Genomic DNA, 18,607 nt, shown 5'->3' with positions numbered 1-18,607 from the left:
GTAAGGTCAGGTCTTGATTCTTCTGGAACCGCTGGCATGCAGCGGCTCATAGAGTTAGTGGTTAGTGACGAAGTTTTAACCTTCTCTAGCATCCAGTGAAGTCAAAATTTGTGGATTATCATGATAAGATGACACCTTGCTTACAGCATCTTCTAGCTCTGGAATATTCAATTTAAGATTTCCATCATGATCAATCCATTGCAACTCTTCAAGGACCTTACGGGCAATTTTACCCTGCTCATAAAGAGCAAATTCTATAATTTTTTCAAGGCATGTGTTTTTATAATCAATGGTTGTCTTTTCTTTTAAACCAAAGAAGCGATTTGCTTCTTGTTGTAATCTCATTTCATAACGCATACAAAAAGCTTTTTCCAATTTTTCTCTAGGGATGTGACAGGGCGTTTCTTGGCTACCAGGTTCAGTAAAATGGTATTCAATAGTGTATTTCTCATAAAATTTATTAGCTAAGAGCGCGTGGACATTGGCTGTTGGGTGAATATCATCCCAAAAAGTATATCCTTTAGCTGGTGATGTATTGTTCGATAGTATTTTGAAATCATCAGAGCTAATGTACGGCTGTTTTAATTTATCAGCATCTAACCCATAAGCATCGGGATTTCGATAAGCCTCAACAAAAACACTATTAATATCACATACATCAAAGGAGCAGTTTGGGTACATGACTTTAAATTGTTCACACGCATTAATCAGCTGCTGATTAAAGTATTCAATGCAGTCATGAGCATTTTTACGAGCTTCCTCTCCTTTAACACCCTTCATATTTTGAAAACGAGGAGTCAGGGACAGATCTGGAAGATTAAACCAGATAAAATTCCGATATCCATTTTGGATCAGGATTTCCACGTTTTTTATTCGTTCTTTGATGGCTTTATCAACCTCATCAATAGATGGTTTTTCATTAACAGTGATTAAATCATTAGCTCCCGACCATTCAATCACTAAGGTTTCATTTTTCCTATGAGCCGGTATTTTATTCTGCTCATCATAAGCAAGAACTTTATCGCGCATTGTTTTTAAGGTTGGGAGGATGATTCTGCTGAAAAAACGGCTAATGCTTGAGCTTAATCTCCATGAATAATCATATGAACTTAATCCTCCTTGATCGTATGAGCGAACAAAATCATGCCCTTCATATTTTACAATGAGATCATTATCCAGATCGTAATCATACATAATTTCATCAAGTATTCTTTTTTCTTTATTTACGATAGCGTCAGCTATGTCATCATTAGTGTATCTGTATTTCTTTTTTATCTCGGAAATCATAAAGTCACTGGCAAAGAATGACGCAATAACATCAGCCCAAACATAACCGTTGGTAAATCTTCCCCTTGATGAGTTTTTATATAAACCAGCAAGAAATTTCATAGGAATACAACCCAAAACGAAGGCTTCATTCGCTGTACCTCTATCGCTTAAGCTATCTCCCATCATTATTATATGTGATATTTTTTTTTGATCCGTCATGATGATTTCTTCCATGTTGTAGGTTATTTCCCATAGTATCTAAACCTGATCATCCAGTTATTTGATGGTCACATAAGACCTCCGATTAGTTCTTGATACCTAATGTAAAAAAAAAGAGACTGATCAGTTAAAATACACCAATATGTTCTCTAGCAAGAAATAATCCACTTTGAAAATTTTTCATTCCTACAAATACTAATAATAGTAAGATACAGGGATAGTATTAGGGATAAGAAGGTATATATAGCATCATTAACAAAGGCAAGATTTGCGATTGTTACAAAAATTGCCTCTAAAACATGAAGGAATTGGTTACACTTAAAGTTGTGTTAATATGGATAGTAAAAATTGAGACTGCTCACTTGGGCTCTGTCGAAAATTTTCTAAGAAGTTAAGTGCGACCTTTTTCTGGACGCAACTAGGCAGCCAACTCATAAAACTGTTTCCAGGCCGGAGTATCTCCACTATTTTTCATCTGTTCTTTTTTCAACATTCGATGCAATTCTATTCCTGCAATGTGATATGGGTCCGCATGTCTGGAACAAAATTAAGGAAAAATAAGAGCTATTCATCCATCATTTATAGTTAAAAATTCACTCAAATTAACCTATTTAAACCTACTCAATACCGTATGAATAGTGATTGCTACTACGAATTGTCTTAGGTCATTTTACCACAACTCTATCAGAATGACTTATCCACAAGTCCACAGGTCAGGAGAGCTTCACTTTCTCGTATAGGCCTGTGGGCCTTGTGGGTAAGTCATGACGCTCTCATTTAGGGTTTATGGTCTTTTCCGGCCATAATACACCTCTGCGGGCGTTAAATAATTAAAGGACTGGTGAAGCCTTCGGTTATTATAATACTCAAAATACTCCGTTAAGGCCAGCTCAACCTCTTCAATTGTATCAAAATCATACCGGTAGATTTTTTCTTGCTTAACACTACGCCACAATCGCTCGATAAATATATTATCTAAATAACGTCCTCGCCCATCCATGCTGATAGAAATGTGGTGAGATTTTAGCGTATTTATCCAATCTTTTGAGGTAAATTGAGAACCCTGATCCGTGTTAAAGATCTCACAACGCGAATGCAGCAAAGCGTTTCTAAGCGCCTCAATACAAAATTCAGCCTCCATAGTAGGTGAAATAGCCCATCCAATCACATAACGACTATACCAGTCCATAATAGCTACTAAATACACATGCTTTCCTTTCATGCGGATGTAGGTGATATCTGCGGCCCAAACCTGATTTGGTTTGGTGATATCCACCTCTTTTAATAAATAAGGGAACACCTCATGCTCCTTATTGGGAACGCTTGTATTTGGCTTTGGGTAAACAGTCGATAACCCCATCATTTCCATCAACTTTTTTACTCGACGTTTACCAACAGGATAGCCTACTTCTTTTGACAGCCATCTTGCCCGCTTAATTTTACCTTCACATGGATACTGCAGATAGTGCTCATCAAGTAGCGCCATAAGCGCTTCATCTTCGACAGAAATGGGCTTGGCACTATAATAATAACTTGAAACAGGCAAGTCTAATAGCAAGCATTGTTCACGAATGGTGAGCTCGGCAAGAGGATCAATCATGACGCGCTTTTCATCCAGACTAAAGTTCATGCTTTTTTTTTAGCCAAGATAGCTGCGCTTGAAGTCGACCAATTTCTTGATATAATGCCTCAACAAGCTGCTCTTGGGACTTGGCTTCTTTTTCATTAGCCCCAGAGAATAAATCGTTAATGGCTTTGATGGCCGATTGCTTCCAAGTTTTTACCTGCGTTGCGTGAACACCGTATTCACTGGTAATTTGCGCTTGTGTGAGTTTCCCCTCAATCGCAGCTAGCGTTATTTTTGCCTTCTTGGCCGCCGTATAATAAGCTCGCTTTTTAGACATTTTATTCTCCTCTTTGTATTAAGAAGAATAGCTCTTAAAAAACCTTTTTTTGTGTCCAGAAAACCGCGCCTATATTAATGGTCGCCGCGGCTGATTCAAAGGATTTAAAACCAAGCGTGTATTTGGTAACATTTTTAATGCCACGATGGTCTTGTTCTACCATGTTATTTAGATATTTTATCCGTCTTATTTCAATCAATAAATGCCATAATCCATGAATAAAAAGTAAGGTATTGATTCGTTCCAGTGCTGCTGTATTGGATCCGGATTTATCAATATTTACTTTCTCTGGAACCCCACTAGAACCAATGGCTTTTTTGAAAAACTTCAATACAGCAGGCCGATCTCTCTTTTCTGAAAGCATGAAATCAATGGTGCTTCCCTCTTTATCTACAGCGCGGTAAAGATAAAGGCTCTGTCGAAAATAGCATGCTTAAGTTATTATGCGCGGAAAAAAGGCAATCCAATGATTAGTTTTAAAGGACGTCATTTCCCAAAAGATTTAATATTAATGGCAGTCAGATGGAAAGTTGCCCATCCATTAAGTTATCGTGCGATTGAAGAATTAATGGAAGAAAGGGGGGCTGACTTAGATCATTCCACGGTGCAAAAATGGGTTGTTCATTATGCGCCGCAACTGGAGCAGGCATTCAGAAAAAGGAAGAAGCCCGTGGGTCGAAGCTGGAAAATGGATGAAACGTATATCAAAGTGAATGGCACGTGGGTTTATCTTTACCGCGCTGTAGATAAAGAGGGAAGCACCATTGATTTCATGCTTTCAGAAAAGAGAGATCGGCCTGCTGTATTGAAGTTTTTCAAAAAAGCCATTGGTTCTAGTGGGGTTCCAGAGAAAGTAAATATTGATAAATCCGGATCCAATACAGCAGCACTGGAACGAATCAATACCTTACTTTTTATTCATGGATTATGGCATTTATTGATTGAAATAAGACGGATAAAATATCTAAATAACATGGTAGAACAAGACCATCGTGGCATTAAAAATGTTACCAAATACACGCTTGGTTTTAAATCCTTTGAATCAGCCGCGGCGACCATTGCAGGAATAGAATTGCATCGAATGTTGAAAAAAGAACAGATGAAAAATAGTGGAGATACTCCGGCCTGGAAACAGTTTTATGAGTTGGCTGCCTAGTTGCGTCCAGAAAAAGGTCGCACTTAACTTCTTAGAAAATTTTCGACAGAGCCCCTAAAACCGCCTTATCATCAATAAATAGTTCCGCCTCTAAGCAAAGTCAATGTTATAATTTAGCCATCAGTTTCAAACTACTTGCTTCAGATTCATCAAATTTCTCATATAGTGAATCATGTCTTTGTCCCTCATGAGTGACCCAAATTTCTTGTACCAGATCATTTTCAAATAGCATATCTCCCTCTGGGGACATAATTTCAATAATTAAGCTAACCACACATTGTGCATATGCTTCACTCGAAAATCTAGGTTCTGCTTTTGGATAACCGGAGACGTTTATAATGGAGATCCCTTTTGCTATATTAATCACTTGATCACTTTTACTACCAGTAACATTTCCTCCGTTACTCACTGCAAGATCAACAACAACAGCATTGTGTGGTAAAAGACGGATGCTTTCTTCATCGATTAATAAGGGAGCCTTTTTGCCAGATGTTCTTGCTGCTGTAATTACTATTGTTTCTTCAGCTAAATGTGGCTTAATAAAATTCACCTCTTCATCCGCGTCCGGTAAGACATAATACGTCATTCCTGACGCCTCTAACTCAGCCTTATGTTGCACTTTTCTACCAAAAACCTGAACGGGCACTTGATGTTTTAACGCTTCAAGCGCAGCACTGATCGCTGCGGGACCAGTACCAATTACTGTTAGTTTGACTGGCTGTTCACCTCTATAGCGCTTAAATGCATCCTGAAATGCTAATCTTCCTGCAATCCGGCTCATTGCCGACTGTGCATTTTTTGGATCATTGATAGATAAGCTTTTGAATAAATCAAATGACAGTGTTGTAATTCCTAATTCTTGCCAAGCAGCAATATGATCATCGGCTACAAATGGAGATAAAAATCCTAACATAGCTATATTTTCGTGAAAATTCTTATTTTCTATTAACCTTCGTGCCTTACTCGGACGGTGAATCCTAACAATGAACGTATTACTTGGAAATCCTGACGATGTTAATGAAAAAATTTTAGCACCTGCATTTATATACTCATCATTAGTAAATCCTGCTTTCAATCCAGCATCTGTTTCAACCAGCACTTGATAGTGTTTTTTAACTAACACAGCAACAGTTGTAGGTGTTAAAGCAACACGGCTTTCACCTTCATGTGTTTCTTTAACTACAAGAATTTGCTTATATCCTACCATAATCAATTATACCTCTATTGTTTTCAAAGTGATTAAATTGGAAATTTATCAATTTTTTCATTATACACTTCTTGAGCATCTGCAAGCGACAGTTTTGAGTACACCTCCAGAGACTGTCTGGTTTCATGGCCTGAATAGGGTTGAATTAAAGCATCATCCACACCCTGTTTTTTGAGCCAGGTAAATAAAAAATGTCGCAACTTATGTGGCGAGATAGATTGTTGTATTCCTGCCTCCGTGGCATAGTCTGCTAGAATTTTTCTTATTCCACGTGTAGTAAAAGGCTTTTTGCGATTCGATTCAAAAAGATAAACCGCCCCATTAGCTTGTTCAGTACTCACAAACAGGATGAGTATTTCTCTAAAATCATGTGGGAATGGTACAATACGATCTTTATTGCCTTTTCCTTGATTAATTCTGATTTGGCATCGATCAAAATCAATGTCCTCCATTTTTACATTAACCAACTCTTGAACTCGAATCCCCGTATAGAGTAGTGTTTTTATCAGGATCATGTGCTTCGTATTCCTGGTTTGCCATATAATATTGTAATACCGCTTCAACTCTTCTTCTGTAGGAACATAAGGCAATCGTTTAGTTTGCGTTGTGACTACAATATCAAATTCTTCCCGAATTTTTTTAAATAAATCCCTTAGATAAATATAATCAGGCCGTTCGTCACGTAGAATTTTACTTATTTTTTTTACAATCTCTTTGGTTGGTGTTCTCATGCCATGGCTCCTGCCGATATCAGTTTAATGATTAAGCGCTTTGTTAGATCCACTTCAAAGCTGCCATATGGATTAATGTGTAAATAGAATAAGGCTGTTAGCGCTCTATAATCATCTTCCCCTAACAGGCCTATCCAATATTCATCATGTAATAATTCTTCAATGAGCAAGGTATTAATGTACGAAATACTCGTCTGAAGTAAGTGCAAACAAAGCATTGAGATTTCTTGATCATCACGAGAGTTTGATGTAATTTCGCCACTTTTACCGTAATACACAAAATCATTGGCACCATTCCAATTTTCTACAACATTTAGGCCAGCATTAATTTGTTGTCTGAGTTCAACTGAATGGAGATAGCGACATAAAAAGGTGGTTTTGACTGCTTTTCCAAGCTCCATAAAGGCTTTAAATGTCGGGTGTTGATAGTTGCTTCTGGCAAATTTTCTGATAATCGTTTCTGCAGTTGCCGTACCTAATTTTAGAGCAACTCCATGTTTGATCATTTCATTATATTGTTCTTCTATGAGTTCCCAATTAATGGTACGTGTAGTAATTTCTTTGATATTTTTAATTTGGAAATCATCTTCAGGAAGGTAAAGTTTTTGATTACCAATAGTTTTGTATCTTGGGAGTAGATCGAATTGCTCAAGATAGCTTAAAGCAAAACCAAGCTCGCTTTGTCCATGGCTATCCACATATTGTGATTCAATCTCCATCTCAGTTTCTTGATCCATAATTCCTTGTAACATTGATGCTACTTCAGATGAGGTACATGTTTTCATTTGTGAGTAAACGCAGATGTATTGATCACTGACATGCCAGTAAATCATGACTCCACTACTGTGGTGACGCGGACTCCATTCTGTTAGCAAATTTTTGGTGAAACACCCAAACTGCTTAGAGTCTGCGGCACAAGCTGTAGAAACTGATCTCCATATTTGAGGATTTCTTATTCTAAAAATAGCGTTAACAATTGTATTTATTGCTTCACGCAAATCATCTTTATTGAGAAAAAAATTTTTAATATGGCGCAGCTCTTCAAAAGTAACCGCACCTTTAGATGCGCCAGCTGTTCGTTTAAGCCCAGCATTAGTACCAATAGCGAAGTTACATAACAATAGTCGCTTTCGAATTGTTTCACGGTCTAAAATTTCACGATTGCCCGCTGTACTAAAACAGTCTGTGAAGTTTTCACGTAAATCGACTTCTTTTAAAATATCTAAAAGATCAATAACACCCCACTTGGCAAGAACGGCTTCTTTGAGTCGTTGAATAAACTTAGGCTCATCAACCTTTACTAAAGGTGTGAGCATAATCCAGGGTTTACCTTTCTTTTTAACAATATTAACTAATTCATTCTTAGGATATCCATTATCGAGCTGCCGAATATTTTTGCTCATCTCATCTTTAATTTTATCGATAAAGTCTTTTGCTAATAATGGAGCATCCATCAAGGCAAAATATTCCTCGCGTTTCTCGTCAAAGTCTTTCGGCAAATCATCAACAGGGTCACGGTATTTAAAAGCACCACTCACCCATACTTCTTTATGCTTCAATTTAAGTCGTAAGAGTTTGAAAATAGCGCATTCATAGTTTTTTCTCAAAACTCTTGAATTATTAAGTTCATCCCTCTCGTATATTTCTTTTTGCTGCTGTTTACTAATCAAGCCATCAATTGGTACTTCTGCTTCAATCGGGTAGTATTTAAGTTTACTCTTCTGATACCGCTTTATTAATGTTAATGCCTCTAAAAATGCCGTGTTATTAGAATGAAACTTTAAACAATTAATAATGTTAAAAATAGTATAGCGATACGAGTTAGAGTATCTTTTGATAACTGACTCTCTTACCTTTTTTTTGATTTGACGAGCAAAGTCTCTTGTTTTAATTATATGCTCTATTGTTTCTTGAGAAACAGATGGATATACAACCTGTTCAATAATCCCTTGGGGAAAGTCTCGGTTTATTTCGGCTAGTGAATATAATGAATCTAAATCTCCTAGTCGCTGACCAATCTCTTTATTCAGCTTTTCTTGTTTTTTATCTGCAGTTTTCTTTATTTGATGGATAAAATAGAGCAAATGGTCAATTAAGCTATCGATAGCTTCTTGATGGCGCTGAATACAAAATATTATTGCCAGAGAGTAACGACTTATATCTGTTCTGCGTTTAGTCCTTTCAGGGGTGTCTGTGTAAAACCGTCGTTTATAAATGTTCCGTTGTTTTATATTGATATCACTAATAAATCCAAATGATGTAACTGACAATTGATTTAATATTTCAAGGCGTTTAATTTCATTCGCAACGCCTTTTTTGCTTGAATCGCTAGAGTCTTGTCGTAAAAATTGGCAAACCCCATCGAAATCATCGCTAGTTAACAGGTAGTCATCGATGTAGTTTTTATCTTTATCTGATAATAAACGTTCAATTTGAGAAAATATTTGTTGCTCTTTATCTGTTTTGGCATTTTTGATTACATCAAGTAAGATTGCTTCAAATGGAATCTCAACTTTCATTGCTTTAAGGTAGGCGCAAAGTTTAAATTTTAATGCCTCATCATTTTTTTCTTTAAAAATGTTCGTTATTAAAAACTCATGAAGCAAAGGGCACTCTTTATCAAAATTATTAAATCCAAAATACGCTCTGATTTCTTGTTTATATCGATTAATAATTCGCTCTTGTCCAAAAAAAGCAAACAATTTCTCATGCGAAATTATCTCTTTTGATAAAACAATACCTTTTTCGATTAAATCAAAGGGCAGCGTTTTGATGTCTTTTGGATAACTAGCTGTTTTCTCAAACCATCTGAACAGCAATAGATATGCTAAGCGCGACAATCCTCGTTTTTTTTGAAGTAATCGCTTCTCATGTGGAAGTACCTGCCAAAAATCATTAGGCTCTATATCTAAAAATTCTTGAGTCAACATGACTTAATCTTTAAGCAGAGATTTTTTAAGATGATTTTCTTTCGCTATAGCTATAGCCTTGCGTAAATGGGCTTCTAAAATTTCTTTTGGTGGCATTTCAGTTAAATATTGAGCAACATGAATGCCTGTTTTATCCATTTCAAGGTATTCAATGTCGTCATGATCTTTCCCTGCACAAAGAATAATCCCCATTGGCTTACCTTCATGTTGAAAGCGTTCATTTTTATCAAGCCAGTTAAGATACCATTCCATTTGGCCTTTATAGGCCGGATCGAAGTCACCTAACTTTAGTTCTATCGCAATCAATCGAGACAATCGCCGATTGAAAAACAACAGATCTAAATAACGATCCTTTTTACCCGTGCTCATTCTTTTTTGACGAGCGACAAAACAAAAGTCAGTGCCTAATTCTTGAAGAAAATCCGTAATATTATTCAGAATTAAATTTTCAAGATCTTCTTCTGATTGACATTCATGAGCACCAATAAAATTCAGAAAATAGGGTTCTTTAAACGTAAGATCCGCTGTCATTTCATCAGTCTTTTTTAATTTATCTAATTGCAGTTTTATGACACTTTCAGGCTGCTTACTAAGGGCTATCCGCTCGTATAACATACCATTCATTTGTTTTTGTAATGTACGAACGCTCCAGCGCTGAACACGACACATTTCAGCATAAAAATCTCGCTTCAAAGTATCTTCGATAGCACAAATTAGAACAAAATGAGACCAGGACAATTGTCTCGACAGTGTTGAGACAATCTCACGATCAGGGAATGATTTAGCAAATTTGATCATTCTGAACAGGTTCGGCCGACTGTAACCCTTGCCATAACTGAGGGCAAGATGATTGGCTAAAGTAACAACAATAGTCTCCCCATATTCAGCACGCTCCGACTTTAGTATTTCATCATCAATACGTTTGCCAATTAACCAGCAAAGAAGTGCTTGAGTTGAATTATATTCACGGGCAATATGATTTCTTGCTTCATCAATGAGCGTACTAATATCTTTGATTAGCAAATCAGGGGTATTATGAGTCACAACAACGGAGTCTATTTTGTGAGTCATTTTGTTATCATTCATTTTTATTTCCTTTAATAGTTCCCATAATGCATAGAGGCGGAACTACTTATTGGTGATAAGGCGGTTTTAGGCATAGAGTTGATAGCGATATTAAATGAAAAGCACGTTAATGACAACTACATTCTTGAAGTGGGAACTAATGTTGACCGGAAACAGGGTCTACGTACACACTAGGCAGACTTGCCGGTACAATTTCAATTGTGTTTATAGACGCACTCCTCAAGGGTCTTTACGATTCATCAAGATGAAGCGTTTGTTGCCACCCATTTTGCATAGCTATCTATAAACTTACGTAAAAACTTTCGTGTGTCCTCATTGGTAATTTCCCCTTTGTCATTAAATAAATTTGCTGCCTGTCCTATATAGGCTTCGGGTTGCTGGAGAAGGGGCACATCTAAAAATACCATGCATTGTCTTAAATGTTGATTTGCTCCAAATCCCCCAATTGCGCTGGGTGAAACGCTGATTATCGCCCCTGGTTTTCCTCCCCAGACGCTCTGACCATAAGGCCGAGAACCTACATCAATAGCATTCTTCAGAACACCAGGAACGGAGCGATTATACTCTGGAGTTACAAACAAGACCCCTTGACATGATTTTATCTGCTTCCGGAATGTTGTCCAGGAGGCAGGTATTGGTTCCTCATCATCCAGATCCGGGTTGTATACTGGCAGCTCATCAATGGCAATTATTTCGGGTTTTATTGATTCGGGTGCAAGTGAGATAAGTACTTTGGCCATTTTAATATTGAGTGAATCTTTGCGTATGCTCCCAACGATAACTGCAATTTTTTTACTCATCATACGATTCCTTGTAAATTTATAGCGACTAAAATAAGTATGCTGCTTACTCTTGATTTATTTGATTGGAACTTAAATTTATTTTTTTTGATGAATTACATTTGATTATAGTCAGGGAAGAGCAAAAGTCGACCTGATATTGTATATCTTTAAAATTTCATTAGCTTAGGATCAAATTTTATCAGTGGAATTAGGGACACAAGAATGGTGTCGCAAGGAATTTCAGGTAAAAAAACACCCTATTTATCCTAAGACATTGCTATCTTAAAAATAATAGGGCGAAAATAAATGATTAGACTACTTCAACTTCTTCAGCTTGAGGACCTTTTTGTCCGTTGCTAGCTTTGAACATTACAGTTGCACCTTCAGCAAGAGTTTTGAAACCACTGCTTTGGATTGCGCTGAAATGCACAAAATAATCTTTACCGCCACTTTCTAAAAAACCGAAACCTTTGGACTCATTAAACCATTTTACTGTACCGCGTATTTTATCTGACATTTTAATTTCCTAAATTGTTACCAGACCATTATAGCATTATTTTATTAATTGTGCTGTTTTTTTATTAATTATTTTTAAATCCTTTTAAATTTAATTCTAATTGGTATGAAAATCAAGCAGACTAACAAAATTTTCATCTAAATAACTATTCATTGCTTTGATCTAACAGCTCTTTGGCATGGGAACGGGTTTGTTCGGTCACAGTTAATCCACCCAACATACGTGAAATTTCATTAATTTTCTCTACAGGATTTAGCTTGGTAATGCGAGTAACCGTTTGTTTGTGATCACTTTGCTTTTCTACCATAAAATGGCTATGAGCTGCAGCTGCCACCTGTGGCTGATGAGTGACACAAAAAACTTGCAGGCGTTCGCCCAATTTACGGAGCATTTGGCCTACCAACGCTGCTGTAGCACCTCCTATGCCCACATCGACCTCGTCAAATAATAAAGTGGGAGTGGCACCCCTTTGCGCTGTAATCATTTGGATGGCAAGTCCAATACGTGATAATTCTCCGCCTGATGCAACTTTATTGAGCGAGTCCGGTTCCATGCCCGGGTTAGTACATACTTTATATTCTACTTTATCCAATCCATGTGTTTGCATTTTATCGAGAGGGGCGATTTCTATATCTATCCAGCCTTTAGGCATTCCAAGTTGCTGAATACTGGATGTTAACTCTTTAGCTAATTTTTGGGCATGTGTTTTTCTTGATTTACTGAGTTTTAAGGCTGCGATATTATAGGCTTTGGTGAGATGGCTCAATTGTAATTCAAGGTAGGCTAATCGACAGTCTGCATCTTGAAGACAGGTCAGCTCCTTTTGTAGTTTTTGTTCATGAGCTGGGAGTAACGATCCATCAAGATGATATTTACGTGCCAAATGATGGATGGCGCTCATTCTTGCCTCCACTTCGTGCAAACGCTCAGGTTCAATTTGGATGCGATCAGCAAACTGCTGCATTTCAGCTATTGCTTCTTCACATTGAATCAATGCTCCATTTATAAGCTCACAGGCATTCTTAATTTGGGCTTGCTCTCGAGGTAGTTGACCAATTAATTGCATTACATGATTTAAACCGGAGCAAATATTAGGTTGATCATCCCCGTTTAAAAGCTCATTAATTTGCTGACTGTGTTCCAAATATTCTTTGGCATGATGCAGCATTTGATGTTCTTGATGTAAGGATTGAATTTCATCCTCTTGAAGATTTAGCGCGGCCAATTCTTCAATTTGAAACTGTAATAATTCTATTCTATCTATTTGTTGCTCCTGATTTCGCAGGGTGTCCATTTCATGTTTGATGGACTGGCATTGCTTGTATAGTTTTGCCACGTCCACCAGTAAATCGAGGTGATTGGCATATTGATCCAGTTGTTGTCTGTGAGTAGGGTGTTGCATGAGTGTTTGGTGCTGATGCTGACCATGAATATGCACAAGTTTTTCACTTAATTCTTTTATTTTCTGCAAGGGGAAAGGTTGACCATTAATAGACGATTTAGATCGACCTTCTGCATAAATAATACGTCTTAAATAGATTTCTCCTTCATCACAGTGAATATCATGTTCGGCTAACCATTGCGCCGGTTCGGATGCTTTATCAAAGTTAAATCCGGCGGTTATATCACACTTATCTTCACCAGGACGTATCACTGAAGCATCTGCCCGCCCACCCAATGCGAGCATTAGGGCATCTATCATAATTGATTTACCGGCACCCGTTTCCCCGGTGAAGGCAGTCATGCCTTGCGTGAAATCTATTTCCAGGTGTTTAACAATGGCGAAATGTTCAATGCACAAGTTTGTGAGCATGATTTATCCCTGATGTTTAGATTCCCAGCCAAGTTTACTGCGTAATGTATCATAATAATGGTAATCGAGGGGATGTAACAAGCGTAGCTGAGTGTCATTTTTTTTAATGGAAACTTTTTGCCCCGGTTTCACCATTCTTGATTCATGACCATCACAGCTTATTCGTAATTCATTCTCGTTAAAAGAACTGATGCGCAATTCAATTTTCGCTTCCCCATCAACTACCAAGGGTCTTGAACTTAAACTATGAGAAAACATAGGAACTAAAACTATAGCATTTAACTGTGGGTGCATAATTGGTCCACCAGCAGATAAGGCATAAGCGGTAGAGCCTGTTGGTGTTGATAAAATCATGCCATCCGAGCGAAAATGACTCACCAATTGTTGATTGACATAGACATCAAATTCAATTAGGTGGGTTTCGCTACCACGACCTAACACTACATCATTTAAGGCATCGCCCTCAAAATAGGTGTTTTCATCATCAAAAATCCGGGTTTGCAGCAAGAAACGTTTTTCTTCTGCGTAGTGTCCACCTAGAACTGCACTAAGTTGCGTTTCAATATCCTGGGGTAAAATATCAGTAAGAAAACCTAAACGTCCTCGGTTAATTCCAATGACAGGAGTATTCACTTTAATGGCCATTCGAGCCGCAGAGAGTAAACTTCCGTCACCACCAACCACAATAATTAAATCATTTGCCTCACCCATGCCATCCAGATCTAACACCGGTATGTTCATATCAAAACCGGTGGAGGTCTCTATATCCTGGAAGATTTTAATGTGTTGGGTTTTTAAAAAATCAACCAAGCGGTGCACACTTTCGCTGACCCCTTGGTTGGCTCTATGTTGTCGAGCGTATAGGATGACTCTCTTAAATTTTTGTTTCATGGTAGGTATTAGTCTTCACTTTTATCTGCCCGTGATGCTTTTTTTCTATCATGCTCTTTTAATGCTTTTTTTCGCAAGCGAATAGATTGAGGGGTGACTTCTACTAATTCATCATCATCAATAAATTCGAGTGCCTGCTCTAAAGTCAATTTTATGGCAGGGGTCAAAATGATGTTTTCATCAGTGCCAGAGGCGCGCATGTTGGTCAATTGTTTTTCTTTGGTGACGTTCACGACCAAGTCATTATCACGGGCATGGATACCTACAATCATTCCTTCATAGCATACGGATTGTGGCCCAAGAAACAAACGTCCACGATCTTGTAAATTAAAGAGAGCAAAGCCGCGTGCAGTACCTTGGCAGTTTGCTATCAGAACTCCATTGGCGCGTTTGCCTATGCGTCCTTTAATTGCTGGACCGTAATGATCATAGACGTGGTACATCAAGCCTGTACCCGAAGTACACGATAAAAACTCATTATGGAAACCGATTAAGCCGCGAGTGGGGATAATGTAATCCAAACGAACACGTCCTTTACCGTCTGGAACCATGTTTTGCATGTCGCCTCGACGCTCACCTAATTTTTCCATGATGGTACCTTGATGCGTTTCCTCAACATCTACCGTCAGGCGCTCATAGGGTTCTTGTTTAACACCTTCAACTTCTTTAATGATTACTTCGGGCTTGCAAATAGCCAACTCATAGCCTTCACGACGCATCGTTTCAATCAGAATAGATAAATGCAATTCGCCACGTCCTGATACTCTGAATTTGTCTGGATCTTCATTGTCTTCTACACGAAGTGCAACGTTATGTAATAATTCAGTATCTAAACGTTCACGAATTTTTCGAGATGTAACAAATTTACCCTCTTGTCCTGCAAAAGGTGAATCATTAACCTGAAAAGTCATACTAATGGTTGGTTCATCAACAGTCAGTGCAGGTAGGCCTTCAACCATACCAGGGTCACAGACTGTATCAGAAATGTTCAGATTCTCAATACCAGTAATCGCAATGATATTACCTGCACCCGCTTCATCAATCTCCACACGCTCAAGACCTTTAAAGCCTAATAATTGTAATAAACGACCAGTACGGATATTGCCATCTTTATCAATAATTTTGACTGCAGATTTTGCTTTGATTTGTCCTCGACTGACTCGACCTATGCCTATAGTGCCTACATAGGAAGAATATGCCAGAGAGCTGATTTGCATTTGGAAAGGTCCATTAGAATCAACCTCCGGTGGGGGCACTTTATCAATGATGGTTTGCAGTAATGCGGTCATATCCGTAGCTTCATCTTCTAAACTCAGTTTCGCATATCCATTTAAGGCTGAAGCATAAACAACCGGAAAATCGAGTTGGGTATCGTTAGCACCTAAATTATCAAATAAATCAAATACCTGATCCATCACCCAATCTGGTCTGGCCCCTGGCCTATCGATTTTATTGATGACTACGATAGGATTTAAACCGCGGGCAAATGCTTTTTGAGTAACAAAACGGGTTTGGGGCATAGGACCGTCTACGGCATCTACCAGAAGAAGAACACTATCAACCATCGAGAGGATACGTTCAACTTCTCCACCAAAATCAGCATGCCCTGGAGTGTCAACAATGTTAATTTGATGATCTTTCCAGTAAACGCAGGTGTTTTTGGCCAGAATGGTGATCCCACGTTCTTTTTCAAGAGCATTGGAGTCCATCAGTCGCTCCACGGTGGGCGCTCTTTCGTTTAAAGTGCCTGTTTGCTGGAGCAATTTATCTACCAGAGTTGTTTTGCCATGGTCAACGTGTGCGATGATGGCAATATTGCGAATCTGTTCAATCATAAATAACCTTTAGTTGGGAATAGCGAGATTTAATTATTATAGGCAAAAGCTAGGCATTTGTTCATAGATTCGACATTATACACGAATTGCCAACTAAATCCTATTGGCTAGTAAGTGATTATTTAACTTAAAGTAGATCTAAAAAATGCCCCCGCCTACACCTGCTTCCATTGACGACAATAGGATACAAATTAAGGAAATCCCGAAAGATCTTGAAATTATTTAAAAATAAAGATCGTAATTGGTACAGGCTTTGCTAGACTAATAGTGAGGGATAAAAAATGGGGGTATTTATGAAGCAACTGATTTTACATCCCACGGATATCAGCCAATGGCATGCTTTAGTTAACGAAGCACAAGCTTCTACGCGGCTTATTTTGAATGAAAATACGGAAAGTTATCTGGTTTTTTTATTAATGCGTTTTTCTCAAGGTCCCAAGCTCATTGAATCAATAATCGCCCAGGATTTTTTAGAGTCAATGCGTAAACCTCGCCAGGTGCAAGTAGAGTTGTTACGGGATGTTGGCGATAAAAGTCTGTTGTTTTGTGGTCTTTTTCCAGGAATCGCAGAGCAACGGCATGTCAGTCTTAGTTATTTTTCTGATATGGGGCAGGCCGCCTATTTGACCGTTGGCGAGTTGCAAGATAGCCAGACAGCGGATTTATATTTTCAATTAAGCGCACAATTTGTCACCTTACAGCAAATATTACAGGCGATGCGAGGTGAGTATTTGCAATTTAGTCAGGTAGATGGGGGGGTCTTATCTTCACCGGATTTAACATTACAATAAATTATCAAATTATCGTTTGCCCTGCACGACAGCTAAAAAAGACGCTACTTATGAAACAGCATGGTCACGTCTATCGAATCAAGAGTGTATTTTTGGTTACAAAAATCACAATTGACCGTGATGCCCCCCTGTTCTTTTAATAATTCTTTTGCCTCCTGTTCACCGAGAATAGTGATGACCTGATTCATTTTTTCCGGGTTACAGCGGCATTGAAAACGGGTAGAACGACTTTCAAATACTCTTACTTCCGTTTCATTATACAGACGATAAAGCAGGCTTTTATTATCTAAAGTAAGTAACTCTTCTTCACTAACCGTTTGCCCCAATTGCACTGCATATTCCCAAAATTGTTCTTTTTGAAGAGTATCTTGTCCAGGCATCAACTGAAGTAGCATTCCTGCAGCCATCTCTTCATTAGCTGCAAGCCAGACTCTAGTCGCAATTTGTTCTGATTGCGCAAAATAAGTCATTAAATTTTCACTCATCGAAGTCGCTTGAATCGGCACTGTACTTTGATAGATCTGAGTTTGATTGTCTGGACTAATCGTAAGCACCATCTGACCTTTAAGAAACGCGGTGGCGTAATCGATAATTTCAAGATGCTCCATATATTTGGCAAATGCTCTGATGTTAAACTCATGATCACATTGCACCAATAACAGGGGCAGACGCTCATCCCCCTGAAACTGTAAATTTAATTTACCTTCAAATTTAATACTGCTAGCCAGTAGCAAACAGGAGACCATTGCTTCGCCCAGCAAATTTTTAACCATAGGGGGGTAATCACGTTGATTCATTATCGTTTGATAGGTCTGTTCAATGTGAACAATTTCACCACGAATATTGGCATGTTCAAAAATAAAACGTTGTAAGGTATCTGATTCTTTCATTGGAAACTCACTAGACTTCTTGCGAGGTGTCAGGAATCAGACAAGGTCGCAGAAATTATCTAAAAAAGCGAAGTGTACACGAAATATAGTCGTGTTTTGAAGATATTTTTTCCCAATCAGATTCTCTGTGCTTTGACAAGTAGAATTAAATCTGGTGAATAAAAATTATACCCCAAGTCATGAGCATGTTAAGGATTGAAAGCAGTATGGCTGATGAAGCCAGATCTTTGGCAAGACCAGATAATTCATGATACTCCAATCCAATACGATTAACGATTGTTTCTATGGCGGAGTTGATTAACTCCATGATAAGAAGCAAAAAAACAGAACCAAGCAGAAGGATATACTCGACAGTATTGTTGCCTAATAAAAATGCACAAGGAAAAGCAATTAATAAAAGAGCCACTTCAACTCTAAAAGCCCATTGTAAGCACCAGGCGTTTTTTAGCCCCTTCCATGAGTTTTTGAAGGCCTTATATAGATGTAAGATGGATTGAATCATTTAAGAAAGTCTCCCATAGATGCAGTATTTCATTTAATTTAACTTATTGTTGGGCTCTGTGATATCTTTTAAACGCAACAATGT

16 protein-coding genes and 1 pseudogene are annotated in these 18,607 nt (G+C 38.0%); 2 read left to right on the top strand and 15 right to left on the bottom strand.

Annotated elements, in window-relative coordinates; translation table 11 throughout:
• Positions 1 to 75: 75 nt before the first annotated feature.
• From HRS36_RS16670 to HRS36_RS16655, 4 genes and pseudogenes are all read right to left on the bottom strand, one after another.
• Positions 76 to 1,503, bottom strand: a complete 1,428-nt coding sequence (locus HRS36_RS16670) for an SGNH/GDSL hydrolase family protein (protein ID WP_226905512.1) — start codon at positions 1,501 to 1,503, stop codon at positions 76 to 78.
• Between the two features lie 769 nt (positions 1,504 to 2,272).
• Entirely contained in the window at positions 2,273 to 3,118 is an 846-nt protein-coding gene (locus tag HRS36_RS16665; RefSeq protein WP_173235473.1) for an IS3 family transposase, read from the bottom strand.
• Positions 3,108 to 3,392, bottom strand: a complete 285-nt coding sequence (locus HRS36_RS16660) for a transposase (protein ID WP_173235475.1) — start codon at positions 3,390 to 3,392, stop codon at positions 3,108 to 3,110. The genes HRS36_RS16665 and HRS36_RS16660 overlap by 11 nt, the downstream gene beginning before the upstream one ends.
• 76 nt (positions 3,393 to 3,468) lie before the next feature.
• A pseudogene (locus tag HRS36_RS16655) lies at positions 3,469 to 3,804 on the bottom strand (DDE-type integrase/transposase/recombinase); the annotation flags it as partial.
• Between the two features lie 54 nt (positions 3,805 to 3,858).
• On the opposite strand from HRS36_RS16655, the gene HRS36_RS16650 reads away from it, so the two are divergent.
• Positions 3,859 to 4,548 (top strand): IS6 family transposase, encoded by a 690-nt coding sequence (locus tag HRS36_RS16650; RefSeq protein ID WP_173238208.1) that lies wholly within the window; start codon positions 3,859 to 3,861, stop codon positions 4,546 to 4,548.
• Positions 4,549 to 4,654: 106 nt separating this feature from the next.
• Here the strand turns inward: HRS36_RS16650 and HRS36_RS16645 are convergent, their stop codons facing one another.
• From HRS36_RS16645 to typA, 9 genes are all read right to left on the bottom strand, one after another.
• Entirely contained in the window at positions 4,655 to 5,755 is a 1,101-nt protein-coding gene (locus HRS36_RS16645) for a Rossmann-fold NAD(P)-binding domain-containing protein (RefSeq protein ID WP_226905661.1), read from the bottom strand.
• Between the two features lie 32 nt (positions 5,756 to 5,787).
• Positions 5,788 to 6,486: a tyrosine-type recombinase/integrase gene (locus HRS36_RS16640; protein ID WP_173238206.1), complete on the bottom strand. Its 699-nt coding sequence runs from the start codon at positions 6,484 to 6,486 to the stop codon at positions 5,788 to 5,790.
• Positions 6,483 to 9,416, bottom strand: a complete 2,934-nt coding sequence (locus HRS36_RS16635) for a Tn3 family transposase (protein ID WP_173238205.1) — start codon at positions 9,414 to 9,416, stop codon at positions 6,483 to 6,485. Before HRS36_RS16635 ends, HRS36_RS16640 begins: the two co-directional genes overlap by 4 nt.
• 3 nt (positions 9,417 to 9,419) lie before the next feature.
• A complete protein-coding gene (locus HRS36_RS16630; RefSeq protein WP_226905511.1) occupies positions 9,420 to 10,502 on the bottom strand; it encodes a PDDEXK nuclease domain-containing protein in 1,083 nt (360 codons plus the stop codon).
• A 239-nt stretch (positions 10,503 to 10,741) separates the two neighbouring features.
• Positions 10,742 to 11,302: an NADPH-dependent FMN reductase gene (locus HRS36_RS16625; RefSeq protein ID WP_173238204.1), complete on the bottom strand. Its 561-nt coding sequence runs from the start codon at positions 11,300 to 11,302 to the stop codon at positions 10,742 to 10,744.
• A gap of 292 nt (positions 11,303 to 11,594) precedes the next feature.
• Entirely contained in the window at positions 11,595 to 11,801 is a 207-nt protein-coding gene (locus tag HRS36_RS16620; RefSeq protein WP_028382754.1) for a cold-shock protein, read from the bottom strand.
• A gap of 145 nt (positions 11,802 to 11,946) precedes the next feature.
• A complete protein-coding gene (recN, locus tag HRS36_RS16615; RefSeq protein ID WP_173238203.1) occupies positions 11,947 to 13,614 on the bottom strand; it encodes a DNA repair protein RecN in 1,668 nt (555 codons plus the stop codon).
• Positions 13,615 to 13,617: 3 nt separating this feature from the next.
• Positions 13,618 to 14,505 carry an NAD(+) kinase gene (locus HRS36_RS16610; RefSeq protein ID WP_173238202.1) on the bottom strand — a complete coding sequence of 296 codons (888 nt, stop codon included), beginning with the start codon at positions 14,503 to 14,505 and terminating at the stop codon, positions 13,618 to 13,620.
• 8 nt (positions 14,506 to 14,513) lie between these two features.
• Positions 14,514 to 16,340 carry a translational GTPase TypA gene (gene typA / locus HRS36_RS16605; protein WP_173238201.1) on the bottom strand — a complete coding sequence of 609 codons (1,827 nt, stop codon included), beginning with the start codon at positions 16,338 to 16,340 and terminating at the stop codon, positions 14,514 to 14,516.
• 293 nt (positions 16,341 to 16,633) lie between these two features.
• Here typA and HRS36_RS16600 point away from each other — a divergent pair, with 293 nt between their 5' ends.
• Positions 16,634 to 17,131 (top strand): hypothetical protein, encoded by a 498-nt coding sequence (locus HRS36_RS16600; protein ID WP_173238200.1) that lies wholly within the window; start codon positions 16,634 to 16,636, stop codon positions 17,129 to 17,131.
• Positions 17,132 to 17,175: 44 nt separating this feature from the next.
• Here the strand turns inward: HRS36_RS16600 and hslO are convergent, their stop codons facing one another.
• Both hslO and HRS36_RS16590 read right to left on the bottom strand, forming a co-directional pair.
• On the bottom strand, positions 17,176 to 18,021 hold the full coding sequence (gene hslO / locus HRS36_RS16595; protein WP_173238199.1) for an Hsp33 family molecular chaperone HslO: 846 nt from the start codon (positions 18,019 to 18,021) through the stop codon (positions 17,176 to 17,178).
• Between the two features lie 145 nt (positions 18,022 to 18,166).
• Positions 18,167 to 18,523, bottom strand: coding sequence for a diacylglycerol kinase (locus HRS36_RS16590; protein WP_173238198.1), 357 nt, complete (start codon positions 18,521 to 18,523; stop codon positions 18,167 to 18,169).
• Between the last annotated feature and the right edge of the window lie 84 nt (positions 18,524 to 18,607).

The organism is Legionella antarctica, from assembly GCF_011764505.1.
Lineage (GTDB): Bacteria > Pseudomonadota > Gammaproteobacteria > Legionellales > Legionellaceae > Legionella > Legionella antarctica.
This window is presented reverse-complemented; position numbering and strand designations above follow the sequence as displayed.